General features: G+C 60.8%; 24 protein-coding genes. 10 read left to right on the top strand and 14 right to left on the bottom strand.

Translation table 11 applies throughout. From position 1 onward, the window contains the following. Positions 1-38: 38 nt before the first annotated feature. Positions 39-1412, top strand: coding sequence for a DUF1329 domain-containing protein (locus tag ACSSVH_RS23045; protein ID WP_169951279.1), 1374 nt, complete (start codon positions 39-41; stop codon positions 1410-1412). A 330-nt stretch (positions 1413-1742) separates the two neighbouring features. On the opposite strand, the gene ACSSVH_RS23040 is transcribed toward ACSSVH_RS23045, so the two are convergent. From ACSSVH_RS23040 to exaC, 9 genes are all read right to left on the bottom strand, one after another. After that, positions 1743-2516: a LexA family transcriptional regulator gene (locus tag ACSSVH_RS23040; RefSeq protein WP_492633781.1), complete on the bottom strand. Its 774-nt coding sequence runs from the start codon at positions 2514-2516 to the stop codon at positions 1743-1745. 224 nt (positions 2517-2740) lie between these two features. Next, complete coding sequence (ppa, locus tag ACSSVH_RS23035) at positions 2741-3268, bottom strand: inorganic diphosphatase (protein ID WP_003176323.1); 528 nt, start codon at positions 3266-3268, stop codon at positions 2741-2743. A gap of 111 nt (positions 3269-3379) precedes the next feature. Continuing rightward, entirely contained in the window at positions 3380-4192 is an 813-nt protein-coding gene (locus tag ACSSVH_RS23030; protein WP_169951275.1) for a M90 family metallopeptidase, read from the bottom strand. 6 nt (positions 4193-4198) lie between these two features. Continuing rightward, positions 4199-4855, bottom strand: a complete 657-nt coding sequence (locus ACSSVH_RS23025) for a DedA family protein (protein WP_169865984.1) — start codon at positions 4853-4855, stop codon at positions 4199-4201. A 303-nt stretch (positions 4856-5158) separates the two neighbouring features. Next, the gene (locus tag ACSSVH_RS23020) at positions 5159-5617 is read right to left on the bottom strand and encodes a GNAT family N-acetyltransferase (protein ID WP_169951273.1); all 459 of its coding nucleotides are present in this window, start codon (positions 5615-5617) and stop codon (positions 5159-5161) included. 105 nt (positions 5618-5722) lie between these two features. Continuing rightward, positions 5723-6562, bottom strand: a complete 840-nt coding sequence (gene eutC / locus ACSSVH_RS23015) for an ethanolamine ammonia-lyase subunit EutC (RefSeq protein ID WP_169951271.1) — start codon at positions 6560-6562, stop codon at positions 5723-5725. Continuing rightward, the gene (locus ACSSVH_RS23010; RefSeq protein WP_169951269.1) at positions 6559-7953 is read right to left on the bottom strand and encodes an ethanolamine ammonia-lyase subunit EutB; all 1395 of its coding nucleotides are present in this window, start codon (positions 7951-7953) and stop codon (positions 6559-6561) included. Before ACSSVH_RS23010 ends, eutC begins: the two co-directional genes overlap by 4 nt. A gap of 52 nt (positions 7954-8005) precedes the next feature. After that, positions 8006-9439, bottom strand: a complete 1434-nt coding sequence (eat, locus tag ACSSVH_RS23005) for an ethanolamine permease (protein WP_169951267.1) — start codon at positions 9437-9439, stop codon at positions 8006-8008. Positions 9440-9656: 217 nt separating this feature from the next. Continuing rightward, positions 9657-11177, bottom strand: a complete 1521-nt coding sequence (gene exaC / locus ACSSVH_RS23000; protein ID WP_169951264.1) for an acetaldehyde dehydrogenase ExaC — start codon at positions 11175-11177, stop codon at positions 9657-9659. A 291-nt stretch (positions 11178-11468) separates the two neighbouring features. Between exaC and ACSSVH_RS22995 the strand changes: the two genes are divergently transcribed. The 5 genes from ACSSVH_RS22995 (at position 11469) to ACSSVH_RS22975 (ending at position 17383) form a co-directional block, all read left to right on the top strand. Beyond that, positions 11469-13391 (top strand): sigma-54-dependent Fis family transcriptional regulator, encoded by a 1923-nt coding sequence (locus ACSSVH_RS22995; RefSeq protein ID WP_170041666.1) that lies wholly within the window; start codon positions 11469-11471, stop codon positions 13389-13391. A 385-nt stretch (positions 13392-13776) separates the two neighbouring features. Beyond that, positions 13777-14874, top strand: a complete 1098-nt coding sequence (locus ACSSVH_RS22990) for a hypothetical protein (protein ID WP_262376925.1) — start codon at positions 13777-13779, stop codon at positions 14872-14874. 256 nt (positions 14875-15130) lie between these two features. Continuing rightward, entirely contained in the window at positions 15131-16480 is a 1350-nt protein-coding gene (mpl, locus tag ACSSVH_RS22985; RefSeq protein ID WP_492633780.1) for a UDP-N-acetylmuramate:L-alanyl-gamma-D-glutamyl-meso-diaminopimelate ligase, read from the top strand. Further along, a complete protein-coding gene (gene ubiX, locus ACSSVH_RS22980) occupies positions 16477-17106 on the top strand; it encodes a flavin prenyltransferase UbiX (RefSeq protein ID WP_169951254.1) in 630 nt (209 codons plus the stop codon). Before mpl ends, ubiX begins: the two co-directional genes overlap by 4 nt. After that, positions 17099-17383 (top strand): YceK/YidQ family lipoprotein, encoded by a 285-nt coding sequence (locus ACSSVH_RS22975; RefSeq protein WP_169951252.1) that lies wholly within the window; start codon positions 17099-17101, stop codon positions 17381-17383. The genes ubiX and ACSSVH_RS22975 overlap by 8 nt, the downstream gene beginning before the upstream one ends. Before the next feature lie 126 nt (positions 17384-17509). On the opposite strand, the gene ACSSVH_RS22970 is transcribed toward ACSSVH_RS22975, so the two are convergent. From ACSSVH_RS22970 to ACSSVH_RS22960, 3 genes are all read right to left on the bottom strand, one after another. Beyond that, positions 17510-18151, bottom strand: a complete 642-nt coding sequence (locus ACSSVH_RS22970; protein WP_170041668.1) for an oxidoreductase — start codon at positions 18149-18151, stop codon at positions 17510-17512. A 29-nt stretch (positions 18152-18180) separates the two neighbouring features. Beyond that, positions 18181-19899 carry a C13 family peptidase gene (locus tag ACSSVH_RS22965; protein ID WP_169951246.1) on the bottom strand — a complete coding sequence of 573 codons (1719 nt, stop codon included), beginning with the start codon at positions 19897-19899 and terminating at the stop codon, positions 18181-18183. A gap of 138 nt (positions 19900-20037) precedes the next feature. Continuing rightward, positions 20038-20493: a MaoC family dehydratase gene (locus ACSSVH_RS22960; RefSeq protein WP_169951243.1), complete on the bottom strand. Its 456-nt coding sequence runs from the start codon at positions 20491-20493 to the stop codon at positions 20038-20040. A gap of 206 nt (positions 20494-20699) precedes the next feature. Here ACSSVH_RS22960 and ACSSVH_RS22955 point away from each other — a divergent pair, with 206 nt between their 5' ends. The 4 genes from ACSSVH_RS22955 to ACSSVH_RS22940 all read left to right on the top strand — a co-directional run bounded on the left by ACSSVH_RS22955 (position 20700) and on the right by ACSSVH_RS22940 (position 22701). Beyond that, the gene (locus ACSSVH_RS22955) at positions 20700-21062 is read left to right on the top strand and encodes a CidA/LrgA family protein (RefSeq protein WP_057438999.1); all 363 of its coding nucleotides are present in this window, start codon (positions 20700-20702) and stop codon (positions 21060-21062) included. Continuing rightward, positions 21059-21775, top strand: a complete 717-nt coding sequence (locus ACSSVH_RS22950) for an LrgB family protein (RefSeq protein WP_076964939.1) — start codon at positions 21059-21061, stop codon at positions 21773-21775. Before ACSSVH_RS22955 ends, ACSSVH_RS22950 begins: the two co-directional genes overlap by 4 nt. 21 nt (positions 21776-21796) lie before the next feature. Then, complete coding sequence (locus ACSSVH_RS22945; RefSeq protein ID WP_169951240.1) at positions 21797-22387, top strand: LON peptidase substrate-binding domain-containing protein; 591 nt, start codon at positions 21797-21799, stop codon at positions 22385-22387. A gap of 107 nt (positions 22388-22494) precedes the next feature. After that, positions 22495-22701, top strand: a complete 207-nt coding sequence (locus ACSSVH_RS22940) for a hypothetical protein (RefSeq protein ID WP_169951231.1) — start codon at positions 22495-22497, stop codon at positions 22699-22701. Position 22702: 1 nt separating this feature from the next. Here the strand turns inward: ACSSVH_RS22940 and ACSSVH_RS22935 are convergent, their stop codons facing one another. After that, positions 22703-24019, bottom strand: coding sequence for a bifunctional DedA family/phosphatase PAP2 family protein (locus ACSSVH_RS22935; protein ID WP_169951229.1), 1317 nt, complete (start codon positions 24017-24019; stop codon positions 22703-22705). A gap of 159 nt (positions 24020-24178) precedes the next feature. Then, positions 24179-24862: a DNA-3-methyladenine glycosylase gene (locus tag ACSSVH_RS22930; protein ID WP_492633779.1), complete on the bottom strand. Its 684-nt coding sequence runs from the start codon at positions 24860-24862 to the stop codon at positions 24179-24181. Between the last annotated feature and the right edge of the window lie 111 nt (positions 24863-24973).

Here is a 24973-nt window from a genome sequence, read left to right as displayed (position 1 = left end):
AGGGCGGCTGCCCGCCCTCGTTTTTTTGGAGATTTGCCATGTTCCACACACCTCGAATGCTCACCGCCAGCCTGGCCCTGGCCCTCGGCCTGGCCGCTGGCAACGCGCTTGCTGCGCTCTCGCCTCAAGACGCACAACAGCTCAAGACCCAGCTCACCCCGTTCGGCGCCGAGCGCGCGGGCAATGCCGCCGGCACCATCCCGACCTGGGAAGGCGGCATCACCCAGGCACCCAAGGGCTATGAAAAGGGCAAGCACCATGTCGATCCCTTTGCCGGCGACAAGCCGCTGTTCACCATCACCAAGGCCAACCTGGAACAGTACAAGGCCAACCTGACGGCGGGCGAGATCGCCTTGTTCAACAGCTACCCCGACACCTTCCAGATGCCCATCTACCCAAGCCGGCGTTCCGGCTCGGCACCCCAGTGGGTGTATGACAACACCTTCAAGAACGCCACCAGCGCCAAGTTGCTGGACGGTGGCACCGGCTTCGCCGACGCCTTTGGCGGCGTGCCGTTCCCCATTCCACAAAGCGGTGTCGAGGCATTGTGGAACCACATCACCCGCTACCGTGGCACCTACGTGGTCCGCCGCGCCTCGGAAGCGCCCGTGCAACGCAATGGCAGCTTTGCCCTGGTGACGGCGCAGCAGGAAGGGCTGTTCAACTACTACCGCCAGGGCGGGCAGTACGCCGACCTGAAGAACATCCTGTTCTACTACCTGACCTTCGTAAAAAGCCCGGCCCGCCTGGCCGGTGGCGCGACCCTGGTACACGAGACCCTCGACCAGATCAAAGACGCGCGCCAAGCCTGGATCTACGACGCCGGCCAACGCCGCGTACGCCGCGCGCCGAACCTGGCCTACGACACACCGATCTCATCCTCCGATGGCCTGCGCACGGCGGACGACACCGACATGTTCAACGGCTCGCCGGATCGCTACGACTGGAAACTGCTGGGCAAGAAGGAAATCTACATCCCCTACAACAACTACAAAGTCGCCAGCGCCGACGTGAAATACGCCGACCTGCTCAAGGTCGGCCACCTCAACCCGCAATACACCCGCTACGAACTGCACCGCGTGTGGGTCGTTGAAGGCACCCTGAAACCGACGGCGCGTCACCTGTACTCCAAACGCGTGCTGTACCTCGACGAAGACAGCTGGGGCGCAGCAGTGGTTGATCAGTACGACGGCCGTGGCGAACTGTGGCGGGTGTCGATGGCTTACTTGAAGAACTTCTACGACTTGCCGACTACCTGGAGTGCACTGGATGTATTCCACGACCTGCAGGCGCGGCGGTACTACGTGCAGAACCTGGATAACGAAGAACCGCAGACGGTGGATTTTGGCCAGGCGATTCCTGAGGATTCGTACTTTATGCCGTCGGCGTTGCGGTTGCGGGGTACTCGGTAGGGCTGTTGCTGCTTAGTTAGCGAGAGCTGCACGTTAGGGTGCGGCTCTTGGCTTTTGGTCGCAAGCCTTGCGTGAGTAGTTGGGCTGATGGGGGGCTTTTAGATGGGATTAGATTGTTTGGGGTAATTAAAAAGCCGGCTTGTGGCCGGCTTCTCGGGGACTGGTTAAGTCTATTTTTGGTAAACCTCACCAGCCTTCAATCGTTCACTCAAGCGCTCGCCCAAGTGATAAAAGGGGCATCAGCGGGAACTCCTCCGCATCGCCGGGCAGGGTGTGTCGACGCTACGCCAATCCCTGCCAAATGTGCCGCGCATGATACTGACACTCCTCTCAGTTTTCCAGCGTCTGGTCTGATTTAGAGCTGTCGTGGCCGATCAAGTGCTCGTCCAGCGGGACCGGTGGGCGGCGGTTGTTGAGGGTGGACCACCAGAAGACCCAGCCCAGGATCTGTAGGTTTTGCTCGAAGCGTTGGTCGTAGGTCAGGAGTTCGTCGGGGTGTTCGTTGCTGTTGTGGCTGCGCATGCGCAGGCCGCCGCCGGGGCGGTTGTAGAGGTATTTGATACGGAGCATGCCGTCGTGTTCGAGGGCGTAGATTTCGCCGTCGATGATTTGGGTGCGGCCGCGGTCAATGGCCAGGGTGGCGCCGTCCTGGATGATGTCGATCATGCTGTTGCCGACCATGTAGGCCCCCAAGGCGCGGTCGGCGGTGACGTTGAGTTGTTCCAGGGTGCGCAGGGAGAGGCGTAGGCTTTCCTGGGTGTTGAAGGAGGCGTGGAGGGGGATTTCCACGTCGATTTTTTCCGGGCCGCTGCTGGGGCCGCAGCGGTAGTGGCCGCAGTCTTCGCGGGCGGTAGCGCTGTTTGCGTGGTTGGGGCCTTCCAGCTGGAGGTTGGTCGGCGGGTATTTAGGGCCTTCGCCGGTGCGCAGCCAGCGGCTGGTGACAGACAGCAGTTCTGCTATTTCGTCGAGCCGGGCCATGGGCACGCCGCGCTTGAACCAGTTGTTCACGTGCTGGGGCGTGACGTCGCGATTCTTGGCGAAGTCGGATGCGGAAAGATGAACTTCCCGAAGTAACGTTCTTAAGCGATCACCTGATGTATTCATAAACGCAGAGTTTACTGGCCGGAAAATAAGATCAAATAAACTATGTGTTGAGTTGGTGTATGTAGGTATTTCCTTATTGGAAGTAAAGTCGCACTCCAACTTGATCAAGTTAAACGGTAGTTGTGTTTTTGTTTATCTAATTGAACTTGTCGTTTAAATTTTCCCACAAAAAAAGCCCCGAATAATCGGGGCTTTTTTGACTGCCTGGGCAATGAGTCGTGGTATCAGCCTTTGTAGGCGGCTACCGACTTCATGATCTCGGCACGGGCGGCGTCTGCGTTGCCCCAACCGTCGATCTTCACCCATTTGCCTTTTTCGAGGTCTTTGTAGTTCTCGAAGAAGTGCTTGATCTGTTCCAGCAGCAGTGGCGGCAGGTCGGTGTATTCCTTCACGTCGACATACAGCTGGGACAGCTTGTCGTGTGGCACTGCGATAACTTTGGCATCGCCGCCGCCGTCGTCGGTCATGTTCAGGATGCCTACCGGGCGGGCGCGGATGACCGAGCCTGGGGTGACCGGGTAAGGGGTCACGACCAGCACGTCGAGGGGGTCGCCGTCGTCAGCCAGGGTGTTGGGGATAAAACCGTAGTTGGCCGGGTAGAACATCGGGGTGGCCATGAAACGGTCAACGAACAGGCAGTCGCTGTCTTTGTCGATTTCGTATTTGATCGGCGCGTGGTTGGCCGGAATCTCGATGGCGACGTAGATGTCGTTCGGCAGGTCTTTGCCAGCCGGAATCTTGCTGTAGCTCATTGGGCGTTGCCCCCGTAGTTGGCCAAGTAAATTGGCCGGATTGGCCTAAAAGTGGCGGCGATTATAGGCATATTCCTGCGCCGATGCCACGCGCCAGACGTCGTACGGTACTTAGCCTTCAGTCTGATAGCGTGGGTCGCTGGCTTGCAGATGTTTGAGGCGGGCCAGTGGATCCTGGCGGTAAAAGTGGCTCAGTTGCTCGTAGACCTGTGGATAACTGTCGGCGAGCAAATCCGGCGCACTGAAAAAATATTCGCTGGTGACCGCAAAAAATTCCGCGGGGTTTTCCGCAGCATACGGATCGATGGCGGTTTCGGCGTCGGGGTTGTGGTCGAGCTGGCGGTTGAGGTCATCAAACGCGCTCTGCATCACGCTGGCCCACTCTTGTACGCGCATGTCGTGGTGCAGCGGCGGCAGGCCGTTGGCGTCGCCATTGAGCATGTCGAGCTTGTGCGCCAACTCGTGGATCACCAGGTTGTAGCCTTCCCAATTGCCGCTGGCCAGTACGCCCGGCCAGGCGAGGATCACCGGGCCTTGCTGCCAGGCTTCGCCGCTGTGTTCGCCATCCCATTCATGTTCCACGCCGCTGGCGTCGCGATGGCGCTGGGGGCTGCGAAAGTCATCGGGGTAAAGAATGATTTCATGGAAGCCCTGGTACCACTCCAGGTCGCCCAGGTTCATCAGCGGCAGTTGCGCCTGGGCGGCGAGCAGCAGGCGTTGTTCCTGATGAAGTTCGACCCCGGGCAGGGCAGTCAGGTGTTTTTCGGCGAGGAACAGCACGCTGGCCTCACGTAACCATTGGTCCTGTTCGGCGTTGATGCCGTCGAGGAAGGTCAGGTGATGGCGCACCCGTTGCCAGGTTTCATCGGCAACCGGGTGCTTGGCCAGGACGCGCCGGCGACGCCAGGCGCTGAGGGACCACATGGCCGATCAGTGCGGCTTGGCTTCGGAGGAGGTGCGGCCAAAACGGCTACGGACCACGCCAATGATCATCGGCACCAGCGACAGCAGGATGATGAACACCACCAGCAGCGACAGGTTTTTCTTGATGAACGGTACGTTACCGAAGAAGTAACCGAGGGTGACTAGGCCACCGACCCACAGGATGGTGCCCAGCACGCTGAAGCCGAAGAAACGCGGATACGGCATTTTGGCGACACCGGCGACGAATGGCGCGAAGGTGCGCAGGATCGGCAGGAAGCGCGCCAGGGTCACGGTCTTGCCGCCGTGCTTGTCGTAGAAGTCGTGGGTTTTTTGCAGGTAGTCGCGGCGGAAGATTTTCGAGTTGGGGTTGCTGAACAAGCGTTCCCCAGCGGTGCGGCCGATCACGTAGTTGGTGCTGTCACCAAGGATCGCCGCGAGCATCAGCAGGCCGCCCAGCAGGACCGGGTCCATGCCGCCACCCGCAGCTACCGCGCCGGCAATAAACAGCAGGGAATCGCCGGGCAAAAATGGCATGACCACCAGGCCGGTTTCGCAAAAAATCACCAGGAACAGAATGGCGTAGATCCACGGACCGTAATTGGTTACCAGCAAGTCGAGGTAAACGTCGAGATGCAGGATAAGGTCGAGCGGGTTGAAATCCATGGATGGCACCTGTGTGAATGGCCCGACTCAGCGGGCCTGTGCGGAGGCAGCGGGTAATAAGGCTACGCGTGTATGCCGTTTTTCTTACAACCCTAAAAGGTCGGCATTATACGGATTGAATGATGAAAAGCGTGTTGGTTTTGTAGCGGGGGATGTCGCAGCTATTCTGACTAGCACTGATCCAAATGTGGGAGCGGGCTTGCCCGCGATAGTGGTGTGTCAGTGAGAAATACCTCGATTGACCCAGCGCTATCGCGGGCAAGCCCGCTCCCACATTTTTTTTGGTGTTTGGGTGAATGGCTTTTAGTCTTCGCTGATCGGCAATGTGTAGTTCTTGAACTCGGTGTCTTCACGAAAGCCCATGGACTCATAGGTCTTCTGCGCCACGGCGTTATCACTGCTGGTCGACACGCGCAAACGCACGGCATTGGTTTCCTTGGCCATTTTTTTTGCGGTGCGCATCAGGTTGTCGGCCACCAGTTGGCGGCGGGCATCTTCGGCGACGTAGATGTCATTGAGGATCCACACCCGTTTCAACGACAGCGAAGAAAAGCTCGGATACAGCTGGCAAAAGCCCAGCAGTTTGTTGTCGTCGTCATCCGCCAGGGCCAGGTAAATCACCGATTCCTTGCGCCGCAGGCGCTTTTCCAGAAAGGCCCGGGATGAGTCAGGAAAGGGCAGCGCGCCATAGAATTCGCGGTATTTGACGAATAATGGGGTCAACAGGTCCAGGTGTTCCAGAGTCGCTTGAGTAATCCGCATGCTAGGCCTCAACTTCTATAGGAATACGACGGCAAACGGTCCATTACTCGGGCGCCCGCTGCTTGATGCTGCCTAAAGCGGCGAAAAATCGCAATCGTGCCGGCATCACTCCTTGGGTGGGCTGAGCAGGAAGTTACCTTTCATCAGGTCAGGATCGTCCGACTCCAGGGTCTGAACCTGGGCCTCATCCTTGAGGTTGACTCCCGACAACTGCCGCCGACAGGCCTCGCGCATCAAGTACAGCAGGCGGTGCGCGGCCATCCCGTAACTCAGGCCCTCCAGGCGCACATTGGAAATACAGTTGCGGTAGGCATCGGTCAGGCCAACCTTGGGGTTGTAGGTGAAATACAGCCCCAGGCTGTCCGGCGAGCTGAGCCCCGGCCGTTCGCCGATCAGGATCACCACCATTTTGGCCCCAAGTAACTGGCCGATCTCGTCGGCGACTGCCACCCGGCCTTGTTCCACCAGGATCACCGGCGACAATGACCAGCCTTCGGCGTGGGTCTGTTCTTCCATGCGTGTCAGAAACGGCGCGGTATGTTTATGCACCGCCAGCGCCGATAAACCATCGGCCACCACCACCGCCAGGTCCACCCCGCCCGGGTTGGCCAGGGCGTAGTCGCGCAGTATCTGTGCCGACTCATCGCTCAGGCGCCGCCCCAGGTCCGGGCGTTGCAGGTAGCTGTGGCGATCGGGCGCGGCGCTGTGCAGCAACAGGCTGTCGCGGCCGCGCTCGGCCATTTGGTTGCTCAGGCCGGCATGGTCAAACGGTAGGTGTACCGCGTCGCGGGCCTGGGCGTGGGCGAACTGGAAGTCCAGTTGCGCGCCCGTGGGAATGCTGGTGCCGGTACGGCCCAGGGCGATCCGCGCCGGGGTCAGGCGCCGCAGTTCCAGCCATGGATTATCGCTTTCAGGTGTGTCGATTTGCACTGGAGGCTCCTTCATCCCAATTGCGCCAAGGCGTGGCGGAAGGCCGGTGGCAGATTGTTGCCAAACCGCACCTTGCCATCGGCTTGGGTGAAGATGCCCATTTTCGCCAGCCACTGTTCAAATTCCGGCGCGGGCTTTAAGCCCAGGGTTTGCCTGGCATAGAGCGCGTCGTGGAAGGAAGTGGTCTGGTAATTGAGCATGATGTCGTCGGAGCCCGGGATGCCCATGATGAAGTTGATCCCGGCTACGCCCAGCAGGGTCAGCAGGGTGTCCATATCGTCCTGGTCGGCTTCGGCATGGTTGGTGTAGCAGATGTCGCAGCCCATGGGCACGCCCAGCAGCTTGCCGCAGAAATGGTCCTCGAGGCCGGCGCGGATGATCTGCTTGCCGTTGTACAGGTACTCGGGGCCGATAAAACCGACCACGGTGTTGACCAAAAACGGCTTGAAGTGCCGCGCTACCGCATAGGCGCGGGTTTCGCAGGTTTGTTGGTCAATCCCAAAGTGGGCGTTGGCCGACAGAGCGCTGCCCTGGCCGGTCTCGAAATACATCAGGTTTTGCCCCAGGGTCCCGCGATTCAGGCTCAAGCCCGCGTCGTAGCCCTCCTGCAGCACACTCAGGCTGATCCCGAAACTGGCGTTGGCCGCCTCGGTGCCGGCAATCGACTGGAACACCAGGTCCAGCGGCACGCCACGGTTGATGGCTTCGATGGAGGTGGTGACGTGGGTCAGCACACAGGCCTGGGTCGGGATTTCGTAGCGCTGGATGATCGCATCGAGCATTTCCAGCATGGCGCAGATCGAGGCGATGCTGTCGGTGGCCGGGTTGATGCCGATCATGGCGTCGCCGTTGCCGTACAGCAGGCCGTCGAGGATGCTCGCGGCGATGCCCGCCGGCTCATCGGTCGGGTGATTGGGTTGCAGGCGCGTCGACAATCGCCCGCGCAGGCCCAGGGTGCCGCGAAACTGGGTGACGACGCGGATCTTCTGCGCCACCAGCACCAGGTCCTGCACGCGCATGATCTTCGACACGGCGGCGGCCATTTCCGGGGTCAGCCCTGGCGCCAGGGCGCGCAGGCTGTGTTCGTCGGCCGCGTCGCTGAGCAGCCAGTCCCGCAGGCCGCCGACGGTCAGGTGGCTGACCACGGCAAAGGCCTGCTGGTCGTGGGTGTCGATGATCAGGCGGGTGACTTCATCGCTTTCGTACGGGATCAGCGCCTCCTCAAGGAAGTGCTTCAACGGGATATTGGCCAGGGCCATCTGCGCCGCCACCCGTTCGCCGTCGTTCTGCGCGGCGACGCCGGCCAGAAAGTCCCCGGAGCGGGCGGGACTGGCCTTGGCCATCACGTCCTTGAGGCTATCGAAACGGTAGGTCAATGCACCGACCGAGTGGGAAAAACTTGCCATACAGACTCTCCATGACGGCGCGGGCGTTGGCCCGCACCGTGGTTTACGGCGTTTAGTGCAAGGCGGCCTCTGCGGCCTGGATCGCCGCGAATTCCTCTTCCGGCGTGCCTGCTACCAAGTGATGCCGACTGTAGAAAGCAAAGTAAGCAATTAATACTCCATAGATGATCGCGGCGCCAATCACCACGCGCGGATCCACCAGGAAGCCCGCCACTACAGCGATGCAGGCCAGTACCAACGCCAGGCCCGAGGTGAAGATGCCGCCCGGTGTGCGGTATGGCCGCTCCATTTTGGGGCGACGGATGCGCAGGGTGATATGCGCGGCCATCATCAGCACGTAGGAAATGGTCGCGCCAAATACCGCCACCAGGATCAGCAGGTCGCCCTGGCCGGTCAGCGACAGGCCAAAACCGATAATCCCTGGAATGACCAGGGCCAGCACCGGCGCCTTGCTTTTATTGGTTTGCGACAGTTTGCGCGGCAGGTAGCCCGCGCGGGACAGGGCGAAAATCTGTCGGGAGTAGGCGTAGATGATCGAGAAGAAACTCGCGATCAGCCCGGCCAGGCCCACCAGGTTGACGAAGCTGCCCATCCAGGTCGAGCCGCCATAGGCCAGGGCCAGGGATTCCACCAGCGGGTTGCCGGACTTGACCAATGCCAGGGTGCCGGCGCCGCCCGGAGCGATCACCAGGATCAGCAGGGCGAAACTGGTGAGCACCACAATCGCGCCGATCAGGCCACGGGGCAGGTCGCGCTTGGGGTTCTTGGTTTCTTCGGCGGCCAGGGGCACGCCTTCGACGGCGAGGAAAAACCAGATCGCATAAGGGATCGCGGCCCACACGCCCACATAGCCGAACGGCAGGAAACTGCTGGCGCCCTTGGCCTCGGTCACGGGAATGTCCAGCAGGTTGGCGACGTTGAAGTGCGGCACCATCGATACCAGGAACACGCCCAGGGCAATGGCGGCGACGGCGGTGATCACGAACATCAGCTTCAGCGCTTCACCGACGCCAAAGATATGGATGCCGATAAAGATGATGTAGAACGCCAGGTAGATCATCCAGCCGCCAATGCCGAACAGCGACTCGCAATAGGCGCCGATAAACACCGCGATCGCGGCGGGGGCGATGGCGTATTCGATCAGGATCGCCGTGCCGGTAAGGAACCCGCCCCAAGGGCCGAAGGCGCTGCGGGCAAAACCATAGCCGCCGCCCGCCGTAGGAATCATGGAGGACAGTTCGGCCAGGGAGAAACACATGCACAAGTACATGGTGGCCATCAGCAATGTGGCGAGAAACATCCCGCCCCAGCCGCCCTGGGCGAGGCCGAAGTTCCAACCGGCGTAGTCGCCGGAAATCACATAGGCCACGCCGAGGCCGACCAGGAGCACCCAGCCGGCGGCGCCTTTTTTCAGTTCTCGTTGCTGGAAGTATTCGGAGCCGACTTTTTCGAAGTCGACGGAGGATCCTGTCGGTTCGCTAGGCATGGGGAAGTACCTTTCATTGTTATTGTTTTAGCTCGACATCTTTGTGCCGGATGAGGAAGCAAGCACTTGGCGACGTTCATTGTAGGAGCTGGCTTGCCAGCGATGGGGCCGGTCAAGTCAGCATCTTTGCTGAATGTGGAATTGCTATCGCTGGCAAGCCAGCTCCTACAGTTGGTTGCATTTCAAATGTAGGAGCGGCGTACCATTTAGTAGAGGCTTAGAAGAAGCCCAGTGGGTTGATGTCGTAGCTCACCAGCAGGTTCTTGGTCTGCTGATAGTGATCCAACATCATCTTGTGCGTCTCACGGCCCACACCGGATTTCTTGTAGCCACCAAACGCCGCATGCGCGGGGTACAGGTGATAGCAGTTGGTCCACACACGCCCGGCCTTGATCGCCCGGCCCATGCGGTACGCGCGGTTGATGTCGCGGGTCCACAAGCCGGCACCCAGGCCAAACTCGGTGTCGTTGGCAATCGCCAGGGCTTCGGCTTCATCCTTGAAGGTGGTGATGCTTACCACCGGGCCAAAGATTTCTTCCTGGAACACGCGCATCTTGTTGGTGCCCTTGAGCAGGGTCGGTTGGATGTAATAGCCGGTTGCCAGGTCGCCGGTCAGTTTCTCCACTTTGCCGCCGGTCAGCAGCTCGGCGCCTTCGCCTTTGGCGATTTCCAGGTACGACAGGATCTTGTCGAACTGCTGCTCGGACGCCTGGGCGCCCACCATGGTGTCGGTGTCCAGCGGGTCGCCACGTTTGATCGACTCGACCTTCTTCATCACCACTTTCATGAAGTCGTCGTAGATCGACTCTTCCACCAGCGCGCGGGATGGGCAGGTGCACACTTCGCCCTGGTTGAAGAACGCCAGCACCAGGCCTTCGGCGGCCTTTTCGATAAATTGCGGTTCGGCTTTCATGATGTCGGCGAAGAAGATGTTCGGCGACTTGCCGCCCAGCTCAACGGTGGACGGAATAATGTTCTCGGCCGCGCAATGCATGATGTGCGAGCCCACCGGGGTGGAGCCGGTGAAGGCGATCTTGGCGATACGCTTGCTGGTCGCCAGGGCTTCGCCTGCTTCCTTGCCGAAACCGTGTACCACGTTCAGTACGCCCGGTGGCAGCAGGTCGCCGATCACTTCCATCAGCACGTTGATACCCAGCGGGGTCTGCTCGGCAGGCTTGAGTACCACGCAGTTACCGGCGGCCAAGGCCGGCGCGAGTTTCCAGGCGGCCATCAGCAGCGGGAAGTTCCACGGGATGATCTGCCCGACCACGCCCAGGGGTTCGTGGAAGTGATAGGCGGCGGTGTGTTCATTGATCTCGGCGCTGCTGCCTTCCTGGGCGCGGATGCAGCCGGCGAAGTAACGGAAGTGGTCAGCCGCCAGGGGGATATCGGCGTTGAGGGTTTCACGCACTGCCTTGCCGTTGTCCCAGGTTTCGGTGACGGCCAGCAGTTCGAGGTTCTGTTCGATGCGGTCGGCAATTTTGAGCAGCACCAGCGAGCGGTCCTGGGCCGAGGTCTTGCCCCAGGCGTCAGCGGCGGCGTGGGCGGCGTCCAGTGCCTTGTCGATGTCCTTGGCTGTGGAGCGTGGGAATTCGGCGATGGGCTTGCCGTTAACCGGCGAAGTGTTGGTGAAGTAGTTGCCATCGACCGGGGCCACAAATTCGCCACCGATGTAGTTGCCGTACTTGGCCTTGAACGAAACGATAGCGCCTTCAGTACCGGGGTGTGCGTAACGCATGGTGGGTATCTCCTGACTTCTTATGTTTATTGGAGTGCAGCGTGGCTGCGCTTGATAAAGCGTAGAGCAAAGGTCGGGCCAGTGCCTTGCAGGCCCCGTAAGTCAAGGGTTCTGGGTTTATTGCAAGGCGTTGTTGTGACAGGTCTGGTACAGCCTGTGTGACACTTTGTGCCATGCAAGGTACAGCCTGTGACCCATGGGTCGCCCCGGGATTGCAATGCGCCAAGGCCTGGAGGATGCTGGGCGTCCCGGTCCGCGGTGTGTCCCACGCAACAGGAGAACAATAAGAATATGCACAACGATCATTTCAGCCGCCATGCCCGGCAAGTCCTGACGGTCACCCGTGGGCAAGACCCGCTGCACGGTCCCGGCAGCGACCCCTCGATTGCCCGCTCCTGGCTGCGCTGCCTGGAGGATTACCACCTTGACCCGGCCCTGACCGTCGCTCCCACGGTGCTGGAGCATGATCGCCTGCTGGAAAGCCGCGAGCGCCTGCAACAGGTGCTGCATATCGCCGGCACTGAAATGAACAATTTGCATCAACAGCTTTCCGGCGCCGGGCACGCAGTGCTACTGACCGATGCGCGAGGGGTGATCCTCAATTGCGTCACTGCGCCCAGCGAACGCAAGGTGTTCGAGCATGCCGGCCTGTGGCTCGGCGCCGACTGGAGCGAGGCCTGCGAAGGCACGAACGGTATCGGCACCTGCCTGGTGGAGCGCCAGGCCCTGACCATTCATCGCGACGAACACTTTCGCGGGCGCCATACCGGGTTGACCTGCTCGGCCAGCCCGGTGTTCGACCCCCATGGCGACCTGCTGGCGGTGCTCGACGTGTCCTCGGCCCGCGAAGCGGTGTCGCGCCAGAGCCAGTTCCACACCATGGCGCTGGTCAATCTTTCGGCGAAGATGATCGAGAGCTGCTATTTCCTGCGCCACTTTGAAAACCACTGGCTGCTGCGTTTCCACCTGCAGGCCGAATCCGTGGGCCTGTTCAGCGAAGGACTGTTGGCGTTCGACGGTGAAGGGCGGATCTGTGCGCTCAACCAAAGCGCGCAGAACCTGCTGGGCCAGCCACGCGGACGCCTGTTGGGCCTGCCGGTGGAGATGTTTTTCGACTGCACCCTGGATGACTTGCTTGGGCGCGCCAGTTCCAACGCCAGCGCCAGTTGGCCCTTGCGTACCCGTGATGGGCGCGGCCTGTTTGCGGTGCTGCGTGGCGAAGCCCGGCGCGCGCCCAGCCCGGTAGTAGCGCCGCCGCCCAAGGTCGAGCGGCCGCACTTGCCGGGCATCTGCCTGGGCGATGAGGCGCTGCAGAATGATTTTCGCAAGGCCCTGCGGGTTTTTGAGCGCGACGTGCCACTGCTGATCAATGGCGAAACCGGCTCCGGCAAGGAGGCCTTCGCCAAAGCTGTACACCACGCCAGCCAACGCGCTGACAAAGCCTTCGTGGCCCTGAACTGCGCGGCCATCCCGGAAAGCCTGATTGAGAGCGAGCTATTTGGCTACCGCGGCGGCAGCTTCACCGGCGCCCGCAAGGAAGGCATGCGCGGCAAGCTGCAACAGGCAGATGGTGGCACGCTGTTCCTCGACGAGATCGGCGACATGCCCCTGGCTTTGCAGACCCGGCTATTAAGGGTGCTGGAAGACCGGTTGGTGGTGCCCATTGGTGGCGAGCCGCAAGCGGTGAACGTGCGCATCATCAGCGCCACCCACCGGGACTTGCTGGCGCGGGTCGCCAACGGCACCTTCCGTGAAGACTTGTACTATCGCCTCAACGGCCTGGAAGTGGCGTTGCCGCCGCTGCGCGAACGCAGTGACAAGTCCCAGCTACTGGACTTTCTACTGGCGCAAGAAGCAGACGGACAGGCGATAGCACTGGCTGTCGAGGCTCGTCAGGCGCTGCTGGATTATTCCTGGCCGGGAAACGTGCGCCAACTGCGTACGGTGCTGCGCACACTGGCCGCCCTGTGTGACGGTGGGCGCGTTGGGCTGGACGACTTGCCGGCGGTCATCCGCCAGGTTCCTTCTCAGGCACATATCTCCGTACAGCGGGGCAAGCAACCTTTGGAGGACGCCGAACGCTTGGCATTGCTGACCACGCTGGAGCAGCAGCGCTGGCATATGACCCTGGTCGCGGAGCAGTTGGGCGTTAGCCGCAATACGTTGTATCGCAAGCTACGCAAGCATGGCATCGCTCTGCGCTCAGCGGGCTGAATCGAGACGAGGGCAGCGCCAGCCCTCTTGCGCCTTTCTTGGCGCATTCAGTCGCGCGTCGGCGCCGTACGGGTTAAATCTGTAGTCAACCGGCTTTTAGATAAGTGTGTTTTAACTTGGGGGCGTGAGGTTTTTTGTTGGAAGTGAATGTGAAGTAATTATTTAATGCGGGCGTTCTGCTTTTTTAAGCTTGAATCTATTGCCGCTAATGTGGAGTGTTGCGAGTTGTAATGACTGCTTTAATTTCCCTGCTCAGTGGAACTGAACGCTAGTTTATTCGTACTCAAGGTGAAAGGACGGTTCATTATTTTAGAGCGATTGGCTCTAGGCGTAGGCAAGTTTTGTTCAGGCGTCATGAACGTATTTTTACTATTGAGGTGATGATATGAATGTTACAGGTTTGCCTGTTTCGGTTCCGTTGCAAGTGAAAGATTTAATGCCTGGTATTTCCAATCAACAGGCGTCAGCCAGTACCCAAGGTGCTCCGAATTTAAATGAAGTAGCGGATGAGTTACAGGCCCAGGGCTCCAGCGCGGCCAATAGCACGGGTGAGCATTCGGGTGATGGTTCTATGCGTGTTAAAAGAGGGTTTAAAGTCCGTGGTTTTCCCAGGGGAATGACCTCGGTCAGTCTTAATTCGCCCAAAATCCCAACTATTGGGCTCGAAGGCAAGTTTGTACCTACATCAAGTTTGGGCCCCCGTGTGCCTGTCGGCCCTCGCAACAGCAAGGCAATCAGTGACTTCAGGGAGATTGCGTTCAAGACGCAGCACCCCGGCTCATCGCTCTCTGGGCCGGCAAAGCCCGTGGTCGCACAACCCAAGACATTTGGTGATGTGGCAGCCAACCTGATTGCGGCAGATCGTCTAGTCAAGGCGGGTGTGTTTAAGACCGATACTTCCCTGAAGACTGTTACCCGTGATGCTTTTGTGAATGCTTCTATAAATGGGCTTGTCAGCACGCCGTTGAGTGTTGGCACTTACGCGGGGTCTGTTTGGAGTGGTGAAAGTATCAAGGGCAGTTTTACCGCTTCTACCCCATTACTACCTCCTGCTCACCTGCCAGCCCCGAGTAAACTCCCTAATGGCGTGGCGGCAGCAGGTAGTACTGGGTCGCAAGACGCCTCAATGGTGAGTTTGCGCCTGGAAAACGCCGAGATAAAATATTTGTATGCGGCTAATACGATCCAGACGTTAGCTGAAGGTGGCGAAGCCGCGGCTCTTGGAAAAAGCCCGAACTGGCCAACCGAGACCGATGCTCGCCTTGACACTCTCGAGAAACTGTACGGTGCAGCAGAGAAAAACCTGGAGGCGGTCGCCACGCAAAACGATTTTGTTTTCAGGCCCTACAAAGCAGAAGCGACGCCCGGGACCCAAGATGCTGCTGGACGATTAGACGCGCTTGATAAAAGGAATGAAGCGATCAATAAAGGGATTGGCAGGTTAGTGGCCATTCGAGAGTTGGAGACGCAGCGCAAAGAATGAGGGTTTTTAAGTAAGGCTTTCTTGTTTTCGATTCGTTAGTTTGAGTGTGATTGTATATTTCCTTGAGTCGCTTTCCAGGCCCCGGTGTTGTAGGGAAGTCCCGAACTCCGGGCCTGATTTCAGCTTATAAACACCCAATGGCGGTGGGTCCCGGCTAGCCACGATCAATGAATGAAAAGATCGCACGTCAATCGCTAAAAGAGTGCGATTTTTCCCACCCTACGCTAACCTGCCTCGATGTTTTACGAGGTCGACTATGCACATTCATATTCTCGGTATTTGCGGCACCTTCATGGGTTCGATGGCGGTCCTGGCCAAAGAGCTGGGCCATCATGTCACCGGCTCCGATGCCAACGTCTATCCGCCCATGAGCACGCAATTGCAGGCCCAGGGCATCGAGCTGACCCAAGGTTACGACCCGGCGCAGTTTGATCCGGTGCCGGACCTGGTCGTGATCGGCAACGCGATGTCCCGTGGCAACCCCGCCGTGGAATACGTGCTGAACAAAGGCCTGCCTTATGTTTCCGGACCGCAATGGCTGGCTGACCATGTGCTGCAAGGCCGTTGGGTGTTGGCGGTGGCCGGTACCCATGGCAAGACCACCACCAGCAGCATGCTGGCATGGGTGCTGGAACACGCGGGCATGAGCCCCGGCTTCCTGATTGGCGGCGTACCGCAGAACTTCTCGGTGTCGGCGCGCCTGGGCGATACCCCGTTTTTTGTTATCGAAGCCGATGAATACGACAGTGCGTTCTTCGACAAACGCTCCAAATTCGTTCACTACCGCCCGCGCACGGCGATCCTGAACAACCTGGAGTTCGATCATGCGGATATCTTCCCCGATCTGCCGGCCATCGAGCGGCAATTCCACCACCTGGTGCGCACCATTCCCAGCGAAGGCCTGGTGATTCATCCCACCACCGAGCCGGCCCTGCAGCGCGTGATCGAGATGGGCTGCTGGACCCCGGTGCAAACCACCGGCGTGGGCGGGCAATGGCAGGTCAAGCTGTTGAGCGAGGATGGCTCCAAATTCGAAGTGCTGTTTGAGGGCGAGGCCCAGGGCATTGTCGATTGGGACATGACCGGCCAGCACAACGTTGCCAACGCCTTGGTGACTCTGGCGGCAGCCCGGCATGTCGGCGTGGTGCCGGCCATGGGCATTGCCGCGCTGAGCGCGTTCAAGAGCGTCAAGCGGCGTATGGAAAAGGTCGCTGAAGTGAATGGGATTACCATCTACGACGACTTTGCCCACCACCCCACGGCGATTGCCACCACCCTCGACGGCCTGCGCAAGCGTGTCGGCGATGCGCCGGTGATCGCGATTATCGAGCCACGCTCCAATTCCATGAAACTGGGCGCGCACCGTGATGGCCTGCCGGAAAGCGTCAGCGATGCCGACCAGGTGGTGTGGTACGCGCCGGCCAACCTGGGTTGGGACCTGGCAGCCGTGGCCAGGCTTTGCACCGTGCCCTCGATTGTCAGCGACTCCCTGGAAGGCATCATCGAACGGGTCAAGAGCCAGGCCAAGCCCGGTACCCACGTGGTGATCATGAGCAACGGCGGCTTTGGCGGCCTGCACGGCAAACTCGCCGAGGCGCTGCGATGAACGGGCCGGAGCGCATCACCCTGGCGATGACCGGCGCGTCCGGCGCACCTTATGGGCTGCGCTTGCTCGATTGCCTGGTGCGCGAAGACCGCGAAGTGCATTTCCTGATCTCCAAGGCGGCGCAATTGGTGATGGCCACCGAGACTGATGTCTCGCTGCCGCCCAAGGTGCAGATGATGCAAGCCTTCCTCACTGAATACACCGGTGCGGCGGCGGGGCAGATCAAGGTCTATGGCAAGGAAGACTGGATGTCACCGGTCGCATCCGGTTCCGGTGCGCCAGCGGCGATGGTAGTGGTGCCATGTTCCACGGGCACCTTGTCGGCGATTGCCACCGGGGCGTGCAACAACCTGATCGAGCGCGCGGCGGATGTGACCTTGAAGGAGCGCCGCCAGTTGATTCTGGTGCCGCGCGAGGCGCCGTATTCGAGCATTCATCTGGAGCACATGCTCAAGTTGTCGAACATGGGCGTGACCATCTTGCCGGCGTCGCCAGGCTTTTATCACCAGCCGCAGACCATTGATGACCTGGTGGATTTTGTGGTGGCGCGGATTCTCAACCTGCTGAACATCCCTCAGGACATGCTGCCGCGCTGGGGCGAGCATCATTTGAGCAGCGATGAATAAAACCCTGCTGATCGTGCTGGCGCTGCACCTGACGGGCTGCGCCACCGCACGCACCCTGGATGCGGCGAAACCCGGTGCGCCGGTGGTGTATGCGGGCACGCGCCTGGATCTCTATGCGATGCAGGGCGGCTGTTGTGCCATGGACCGCTTCGGTGCCGAAGCGCCGAGCTATCCGGGCCTCGACCTGCCGGCGAGCGCGCTGCTTGACACGCTGCTGTTGCCGCTGTCGGCGTTGACGGTATTGGGGGTTGGGTTTAATGCGACGGGTGGGTTGTAGCCTGTAGCGGTGGGTGTTGTGTGGGTGGGCCCCATCGCAGGCAAGCCAGCTCCTACAGGTGATCGGTGAATACATTCATGTGGAGCCGGGCTTGCCCGCGATGAGGCCCGCCCGGTCAGCGCAGATTCACTTGCCGAGCTTACGCAACTCATCCGACTCGACAATCCGCACCCCATCCTGCTCTTCCAGCGCCAGGCGCCACATGGCCCGGGCCAGTTCGCACACTTCGATGCCGCGATACTTGCCGGGAATCAACCGCGACAACGGCCCCGCAAGTTTCTCCGCCAGGCGTGTCTCCAGGCGTTCGCCCAGTAGCAGCGAAGGCCTCACGATGGTCAGTTGTGGCCAGCCCTGGGCCTGCAGGGCCTGCTCCATCTCGCCCTTGACCCGGTTATAGAACACCGAGGATTTTGGGTCGGCGCCTATGGCGCTGATTACGATCAGGTGCCGTGCGCCCATGTCCCGGGCGCGCTTGCCGAATGCCACGACCAGATCCAGGTCAACCGCGCGAAAGGCCTGTTCGGAGCCAGCCTGCTTGAGGGTGGTGCCCAGGCAGCAGAAGGCCAGGTCGACCCGGCCGCTCAGTTGTGGCAGCAATACGCTGGGGTCGCCGACCGGGTTTTCCAGGTGCGGGTGTTCTGCCAGCGGGCGGCGGCTGGGCGCCAGTACGCGGGTGACGGTGGGCTCGTTGAGCAGGCGGTCCAGCAGATGTTCCCCGGTCAAGCCCGAGGCTCCGGCAAGCAATATATGCTGAGGCGTCAAGTACATGGTGTTTCCCCCCTTGATACAGTTTCAGCTTAGTTGCTCTTTGCTTCCTTGCTATTGATAGAGACGCTTTCCAGCGCCTTTCGTGCCTGCTGTTTACGCAATAATTGCCAACGCGCGATCACGCCCTTGGGCGCCCAGATCTGAGGTTCGGAGGCTTCGAAGTTGTCAGCCATTTCGCGCTCGGTCACATGCCGTTGCGCCAGCTTGAAGGCGTGCTGCAAGTCGTCGGTCTGGGTCAGGGCCTGGGCAAACAAGGCGTCGCCGAAGTAGGTGAAATTGGCCTCTTCGGAGCAGCCGAACGACACGCGATCGGCGCGGGAGGCGGTCATGATCAGGGTGTGCTCATCCTTGAGCGCCGGGATGAAACCACCGGAGTAACACGCGGAAATCACGATGACCTTGTCGCGGTTTTTCAGTGGTGCCATCACCGCAGCCAGTTCGTCGCTTGGCAGGTCGGCCAGCTCCATGCGGGGTTGGTCGAGCACCAGTTGGTGTTCATGGGTGCCGTGGCTGGTCAGGTAGATAAACACCAGGTCTTCGGGGCCGGTGCGCTCGGCCAGGGTCTGCACGGCGCGGCGCAGGCTTTCGCGGGTCGCCATCGGGCGGTCGGCGATATGGTCGCGGTGGTTGACCAGGCGGATCTGCCCGCGCGCGCCGAAGCGGCTGGCCAGCAGGTTGCTGACATAATCTGCCTCACGCAGGAATACGCTTTGCTTGCCGTCACCGGCCACCACCAGGCTGTAGAGCTCGACGGCCGGGGTGGACGCTGGCACGGCCGCGAGGGCGTCGTCGAGCAAGTGGCCCTGGGCCAGGACTCCGACTTCCAGGGCATCGGGCAACAGCTTGCCGTCGGCATCGCGTACGCGCAGGCCGTTGGCCCAGGTCCCGGCCTGCACCGTGCCATCGGTGAGCACCAGGGTGCCCTGGCCGTGATAGCTGTCGTTGTCGAAACCGCCGATATAGAAGCTGCCATCACTGAGGTTCAAGCGCCCTTGACCGGTAAAGCGCCAGTCACTGAAGTGCCCGATGTAATGGCTGCCATCCACGCCAGTCAGTTCGCCTTTGCCACTCAGGGCGCCTTCGCGGAATTCGCCGGTCCACACGTCGCCGTCGGCGTTTTCGTAGCGGCCCTTGCCGTTGAGCTGGTTCTGTTTGAAGTGGCCGATGTACATGTCGCCTTCGGCGCTATTGAAGGTGCCGTTGCCTTCCAACTGGCCGTCGACGAAGCGCCCGCTGAACTGGTTGCCGCTGTCGTCGTTGCGCTGGCCTTCGCCGTTGGGTTTGCCGTGGGCGAACAGGCCCTGGTATTGGCTGCCGTCTGCCAGCTCCAGGCGGCCGAGGCCGGAATACTGGTCGTCCTTGAATTCGCCGCGATAGGTCATCTGCCCCTCTTTGAGGGTGCCTTCGCCGTTGCGCCGGCCTTGCTTGAAACCGCCGACGTAGGTGTTGGCCGCTGTGGTCAAGGTGCCTTGGCCATCGAACAGGCCTTGCTGGAACTGGCCTTTATAGACCTCGCCATTGCTGCCATGCCATTCGCCCTGGCCGTGCCACTGGCCCTTGTCGAATTGCCCGGCGTACCAACTGCCATTGGGGTAATCCACCCGGCCCTGGCCTTGCAGCAACCCATCGACCACATCCCCGCGATAACGCCCGCCGTCCGGCAGCCGGGCATCGGGCGGCAACAGGGATTCGCCATCGCCGCAAGCGGTGAGCAACAAGGCGAGAGCAAGGGGGACGATTGGGCGCATAGCGGGATCCGGATAATTGAGCGCCGAGTATGCCGCAGCGGGCGAAGCTATACCTAGTGGTCTATGTGTGAATTAGGACTTGTCGGCGATGGCGCGCCTGCTGGCGCTATCGCCGGCAAGCCGGCTCCTACGGGTGTATCAGACGAAGCACAGTGACAACGACTCGGCGATATAGGCCGGTTTTTCCTGGCCGTCGATTTCCAGGGTGCAGGTGGCCTTGAGCAGCCACTGGCCGGGCTTTTTCTCGGTGGCGTCGGTGAGGGTCACCGCCAGGCGCACCTTGGAGTTGACCTTGACCGGCTGGATAAAACGCACGCTGTCCAGGCCGTAGTTGACCGCCATCTTCAAGCCCTCGGGCATGATCAGGATGTCTTCGATCAATTTGGGGATCAGCGACAGCGACAGGAAACCATGGGCGATGGTGCTGCCGAACGGGGTCTGGGCGGCTTTTACCGGGTCGACGTGGATGAACTGAAAATCGCCGGTCGCCTCCGCGAACAGGTTGATACGCTCCTGGTCGATGGTGAGCCATGCGGAACGTCCCAGTTCCTTGCCGACATAATCATTGAGTTGCGCTACAGGTACGAAGGGCATTGCGACTCTCCTTGGTTCATCGATCTCTCCCTGGCGGCGCGGGCACGCGTGTACCGGCAGGGGTGTTGTTGTTTTAGGTAGATTGCAGAGAACCAATGTAGATCATCATGGGCAAATGGCCCGGTCAACCCACCATGCTTTTGGCGAATGCCAGTTCATAGGGGCGGCATGCTTATAATGCCCGGGGGCTTTTGGGGAGAAGGCGGATGTTGTTACGCGGTCTTACATGGTTGGTGTTGTTTCAATTGCTCGGCACGGCGATCAATCACTTGTTCCTGCCGGTCTTGCCGGGGCCGATTGTCGGCTTGCTGTTGCTGCTGGCGTACCTGGTGTGGCGCGGCGAGGTCGGTGAACCGCTGAGCCTCGCGGCCGGCAGCCTGTTGCGTTACCTGCCATTGCTGCTGGTGCCGCCGGCGGTGGGGGTGATGGTGTATGCCAAGGACATTGCAGCCGACTTCTGGGCCATCGTCGGTGCGCTGGTGTTGTCGCTGGTGATCGCCATGGCGTTTGTCGGCGTGCTCATGCAAAAACTGGTCAAGCGCCAGGCACAGCGGGAGGAGGGGCAATGACCTTCGATTGGCAGGGTGCGTGGGCGGCGGTCATCCACCATCCGTTATTTGGCATCGGCATCACCCTGGGCGCCTATCAACTGGTGCTGGCGGGGTTCGAGAAAACCCGCTGGATTTTCCTGCAGCCGGTGCTGGTCTCGATGTTGCTGGTAATCGGCGTGCTGCTGGGGTGTGGCCTGACCTATGTCGAGTACCGCAAAAGCACCGAAATCATGAGCATCCTGCTGGGCCCGGCCACCGTGGCGCTGGCGGTGCCGCTGTATCTGAACCTGCGACGGATTCGCCAGTTGTTCTGGCCGATTTTTACTACGCTGGTGGTGGGGGGCGTGTTTGCCACTGGCCTGTGTGTATGGCTGGGTTGGTGGTTTGGTGCCGAACACATGGTGCTGATGACCATGGCGCCCAAGTCGGTGACCTCGCCGATCGCCATGCTGGTGGCCGAGCAGATCGGCGGCGTCGCGGCACTGGCGGCGGTGTTCGTGCTGATCACCGGGGTGATCGGTGCGATGATCGGCCCGGCCTTTTTGTCGCGCCTGGGGGTGCATAGCCCGGAGGCACGGGGCATGGCCCTGGGCATGACCGCCCACGCGGTCGGCACTTCGGTGGCGTTGCAGGAGAGCGAGGAGTGCGGTGCCTTTGCGGCATTGGCGATGAGTCTGATGGGCGTGGCCACGGCGGTGTTCCTGCCATTGGCCGTGTCTTTAGTGATCTAAGTCGGGTTTAAGGAACGCTTTATGAGTCTGGCACTGTTCCCTCTCAATACCGTGCTGTTCCCGGGCTGCACCCTCGACCTGCAGCTGTTCGAGGCGCGCTACCTGGACATGATCAGCCGCTGCATGAAAAAGGGCGAAGGCTTTGGCGTGGTGTGCATCCTCGATGGCCAGGAAGTCGGCCTGGCCCCGGACGGCTATGCGGTGATTGGCTGCGAAGCCCTGATTCGTGATTTCAAGCAGCAGGACAACGGCTTGCTGGGGATTCGGGTCGAGGGTGGACGCAGGTTTCGCGTGCGCGAGGCCCAGGTGCAGCGCGATCAGTTGTTGGTGGCCGATGTCGAGTGGCTGCAAGAGCAGCCCGAACGAGCGCTGGACGAAGAAGACGCCGATCTGTTGGCCCTGCTTGAGGCCCTGGCGCAACACCCGATGGTCGCTTCGCTGGACATGGGCGCCGATGCGCAAGGCCAACAGGAGTTGAGCCACCGCCTGGCCTACCTGTTGCCGTTTACCGACCCCGACAAGATCGAGTTGCTGCAACTCGACGACCCCCAGCAACGCTTGGACGCCATTCAATTGCTGCTGGACGAGTTGCAGGGCGAGCTGTTCCCGTGAGCCTGGTAGGCTCGGATTTATCCGCGCCAGCTTGGGATTTTTCAGCGGTGCCGCGTGCCCATCGCCTGAAATAGTGGAGCCTCAGCCACCACTATCAGGGAATGAACATGATTCGATTGTCGCCATCGGAGCAATTGGTCTGGGACGCTTTTTTCGTCAGTGTGACCGCACAAGTGATTCAGCAGGCAGGCGAGCGTGGCCCGGAGTACATTGCCGAGCGCGCTGCGCAAATTGTCGATGAAATGTTGCTGGAGCGCCGGGAGCGCTGCGCCGAGCGGCGTTACGCTCCCGTGGATTGGATGAGCCCGGCGTAGCTCAATAAGCGTAGCGCAGCAAGGCGTGGGAGGTGCCGGTCAGGGCAAAGAACCCCAGGACCGCCACGCACCCCGGCACGATCAACCACCACACCTTTGGCGCCATGGCCGGTAGCAGGCTGTGGCGCTGGCTCAAGGTCAGGCTGAAGGCGCAGACCGTCATGGCCAGCAAGGTGCCGGCGAGAATATCGCTCGGCCAGTGGGCCCCCAGGTACACCCGCGACAGGGCAATGGCAGCGGCCGGAATGGCGCCCAGCAGCAGCCAGGCCAGGCGCATGCGGGTCGGTTGGCCGCGACCGGCCAGCACCGCCAACGCGAGGAAGAACGCAAACGAGCCCGAGGCGTGGCCGCTGGGCATGCTGAAGCTGGTCAGCGGGTCGACGAGGATTTCTGGCCGGCCGCGGGCAAAGAACAGCTTGCTCCCGGTATTGATCAGTGCGGCGCCGAGCAGGGTGGCGCCGACGAAAATCCCCTGGCGCCATTGGCGTGCCAGCAACAGCAGGCCGGTCAGCACCGCGCTGGCGACGAACATCTTCTTGAACTCACCCAACTGGGTGATCATCACCATAGCCCGGTCCATGGCCGGGCTGCGGTGTTCCTGGACCAGGGCCATCAAGCCTTGGTCAAAATGGTTCAGGTACGGGTAGCCGATAAACATCGCGATCAACAATGCCAGGCTGGCGCAGCCCATCCACAGCGTGGCCCGGCGGTGGCCGCGCAGGGTGCTGTTGAGGGCGATGCCGAACAATACGGCCAGGCAGGCGGCGACCACCCCGGCTTCGGGCCAGAACCCTTCGGGCAGCGGCAACCGAAACGCCGCACCGGCGGCCCAGCCAGGCAGCAGATAGGCTATTGACCAACCGGTGGCGGCCAGCACGCTGACGGCGGCAAAGCGCGGGAAGGGCATGTCGCACATCCCGGCGACCATGGGCAGCATCGGCCGCAATGGCCCAATGAAACGTCCTACCAGCAAGCTGACGATGCCGTACTTCTGAAAGTAAGCCTCGGCCCCGTCCATCCACTCGGGATGATGGCGCAGGCCGGGCAGGCGCCGGATATTCTGGTGGAAATGCCGGCCCAGGTAGTAGGAAATCCCGTCGCCCAAGAGCCCACCAAGCAGGCCCAGCAGCAGGGTTTCACCCAGGGACAGCGCGCCGCTGCCGGCCAGTGCGGCAATGGCGAACAGCAACACCGTGCCTGGCACGATAATCCCGGCGATGGCCAGGCATTCCACAAAGGCGACGATAAACACCGCCGCGGCCAGCCATTGCGGGTTAAGGGTCAGCCAGCCAGTAATGCCATCGAGCCATGGGCCCATACAATCTTCTCCATCAGTGGTGATGTCCCTCTGTAGGAGCGAGCTTGTGTGGGAGCGGGCTTGCTCGCGATGCAGGCGACTCGGTATGACTGACAGACCGAGGTGATGCTATCGCGAGCAAGCCCGCTCCCACATAAGCCCATTCCTGCAGGGCATATTTCAAATCAAAACGTAATCGCGGCCTTCGACCTGACCGCGTCGCAACGGGTTCCGTGTGCAATAGGGCGCGAAGCCAGCATCGACGAAGCGATACATCAAGTGTTCATCCCGCCCACCGGGAATGCCCAGGCGGGTGGTCTGGATAATTTGCGTGGGCGCCACGCCCACATCCTCGACGTACAGCTGCTCCTGGTCGAAGCGCTTGGCGTCCCACATCGGCACCTTCAACCCCAGGGCCTTGCACAGCAGGGTTTGTCCGGCGCAGAGCTTGTGGGCCGGGCGCGGGCGGCCGTTGGCGTCGGGGTTGTTGAGGAGCATTTGCGCCAGGCTGGCAGGTCCCGAAACGTCATCTACCCAGGGGTAAGCCGACTTGATCAGCACAGCGTTGCCCGGCCCCTGCGCGCTGAAGTTCAGGGAGTCGCCGCCGCGGGCGTAGTACATATAGATGTGGCCGCCATCCAGAAACAAAGCCTTACGCTTTTCTGTGTAGCCTAAGGACGCATGACTGCCTTTTTCGGCCAGGTAATAGGCTTCGGTTTCAATAATTCGCGCCGACAGCCACAAATCGCCGACCCGATGGCGGATGACTTTGCCCAGCAAATCTTTCGCGAGCGTTTGTGCGTCGCGGTCGAAAAAGCCATCAGGCAGGGGGTTGGCGGGGATCTTGGGGGGGGAATTGGACATGACGATGGACGGTTGCACAGGCCAAATGTGACAGGATGATATCAACTTCAGCCTTAATCACCGCTGAACGTCGAGTTTTTACAGTTCATTTCGACCATCCGCCCCTCACCG

Source organism: Pseudomonas sp. HC1(2025), assembly GCF_058742075.1.
This window is presented reverse-complemented; position numbering and strand designations above follow the sequence as displayed.

Excerpts from the sequence above, each read along its gene's own strand:
- ACSSVH_RS23045 (WP_169951279.1), top strand. The coding sequence starts at position 39 with ATGTTCCACACACCTCGAATGCTCACCGCCAGCCTGGCCCTGGCCCTC.
- ACSSVH_RS23040 (WP_492633781.1), bottom strand. The coding sequence starts at position 2,516 with ATGAATACATCAGGTGATCGCTTAAGAACGTTACTTCGGGAAGTTCAT.
- ppa (WP_003176323.1), bottom strand. The coding sequence starts at position 3,268 with ATGAGCTACAGCAAGATTCCGGCTGGCAAAGACCTGCCGAACGACATC.
- ACSSVH_RS23030 (WP_169951275.1), bottom strand. The coding sequence starts at position 4,192 with ATGTGGTCCCTCAGCGCCTGGCGTCGCCGGCGCGTCCTGGCCAAGCAC.
- ACSSVH_RS23025 (WP_169865984.1), bottom strand. The coding sequence starts at position 4,855 with ATGGATTTCAACCCGCTCGACCTTATCCTGCATCTCGACGTTTACCTC.
- ACSSVH_RS23020 (WP_169951273.1), bottom strand. The coding sequence starts at position 5,617 with ATGCGGATTACTCAAGCGACTCTGGAACACCTGGACCTGTTGACCCCA.
- eutC (WP_169951271.1), bottom strand. The coding sequence starts at position 6,562 with ATGAAGGAGCCTCCAGTGCAAATCGACACACCTGAAAGCGATAATCCA.
- ACSSVH_RS23010 (WP_169951269.1), bottom strand. The coding sequence starts at position 7,953 with ATGGCAAGTTTTTCCCACTCGGTCGGTGCATTGACCTACCGTTTCGAT.
- eat (WP_169951267.1), bottom strand. The coding sequence starts at position 9,439 with ATGCCTAGCGAACCGACAGGATCCTCCGTCGACTTCGAAAAAGTCGGC.
- exaC (WP_169951264.1), bottom strand. The coding sequence starts at position 11,177 with ATGCGTTACGCACACCCCGGTACTGAAGGCGCTATCGTTTCGTTCAAG.
- ACSSVH_RS22995 (WP_170041666.1), top strand. The coding sequence starts at position 11,469 with ATGCACAACGATCATTTCAGCCGCCATGCCCGGCAAGTCCTGACGGTC.
- ACSSVH_RS22990 (WP_262376925.1), top strand. The coding sequence starts at position 13,777 with ATGAATGTTACAGGTTTGCCTGTTTCGGTTCCGTTGCAAGTGAAAGAT.
- mpl (WP_492633780.1), top strand. The coding sequence starts at position 15,131 with ATGCACATTCATATTCTCGGTATTTGCGGCACCTTCATGGGTTCGATG.
- ubiX (WP_169951254.1), top strand. The coding sequence starts at position 16,477 with ATGAACGGGCCGGAGCGCATCACCCTGGCGATGACCGGCGCGTCCGGC.
- ACSSVH_RS22975 (WP_169951252.1), top strand. The coding sequence starts at position 17,099 with ATGAATAAAACCCTGCTGATCGTGCTGGCGCTGCACCTGACGGGCTGC.
- ACSSVH_RS22970 (WP_170041668.1), bottom strand. The coding sequence starts at position 18,151 with ATGTACTTGACGCCTCAGCATATATTGCTTGCCGGAGCCTCGGGCTTG.
- ACSSVH_RS22965 (WP_169951246.1), bottom strand. The coding sequence starts at position 19,899 with ATGCGCCCAATCGTCCCCCTTGCTCTCGCCTTGTTGCTCACCGCTTGC.
- ACSSVH_RS22960 (WP_169951243.1), bottom strand. The coding sequence starts at position 20,493 with ATGCCCTTCGTACCTGTAGCGCAACTCAATGATTATGTCGGCAAGGAA.
- ACSSVH_RS22955 (WP_057438999.1), top strand. The coding sequence starts at position 20,700 with ATGTTGTTACGCGGTCTTACATGGTTGGTGTTGTTTCAATTGCTCGGC.
- ACSSVH_RS22950 (WP_076964939.1), top strand. The coding sequence starts at position 21,059 with ATGACCTTCGATTGGCAGGGTGCGTGGGCGGCGGTCATCCACCATCCG.
- ACSSVH_RS22945 (WP_169951240.1), top strand. The coding sequence starts at position 21,797 with ATGAGTCTGGCACTGTTCCCTCTCAATACCGTGCTGTTCCCGGGCTGC.
- ACSSVH_RS22940 (WP_169951231.1), top strand. The coding sequence starts at position 22,495 with ATGATTCGATTGTCGCCATCGGAGCAATTGGTCTGGGACGCTTTTTTC.
- ACSSVH_RS22935 (WP_169951229.1), bottom strand. The coding sequence starts at position 24,019 with ATGGGCCCATGGCTCGATGGCATTACTGGCTGGCTGACCCTTAACCCG.
- ACSSVH_RS22930 (WP_492633779.1), bottom strand. The coding sequence starts at position 24,862 with ATGTCCAATTCCCCCCCCAAGATCCCCGCCAACCCCCTGCCTGATGGC.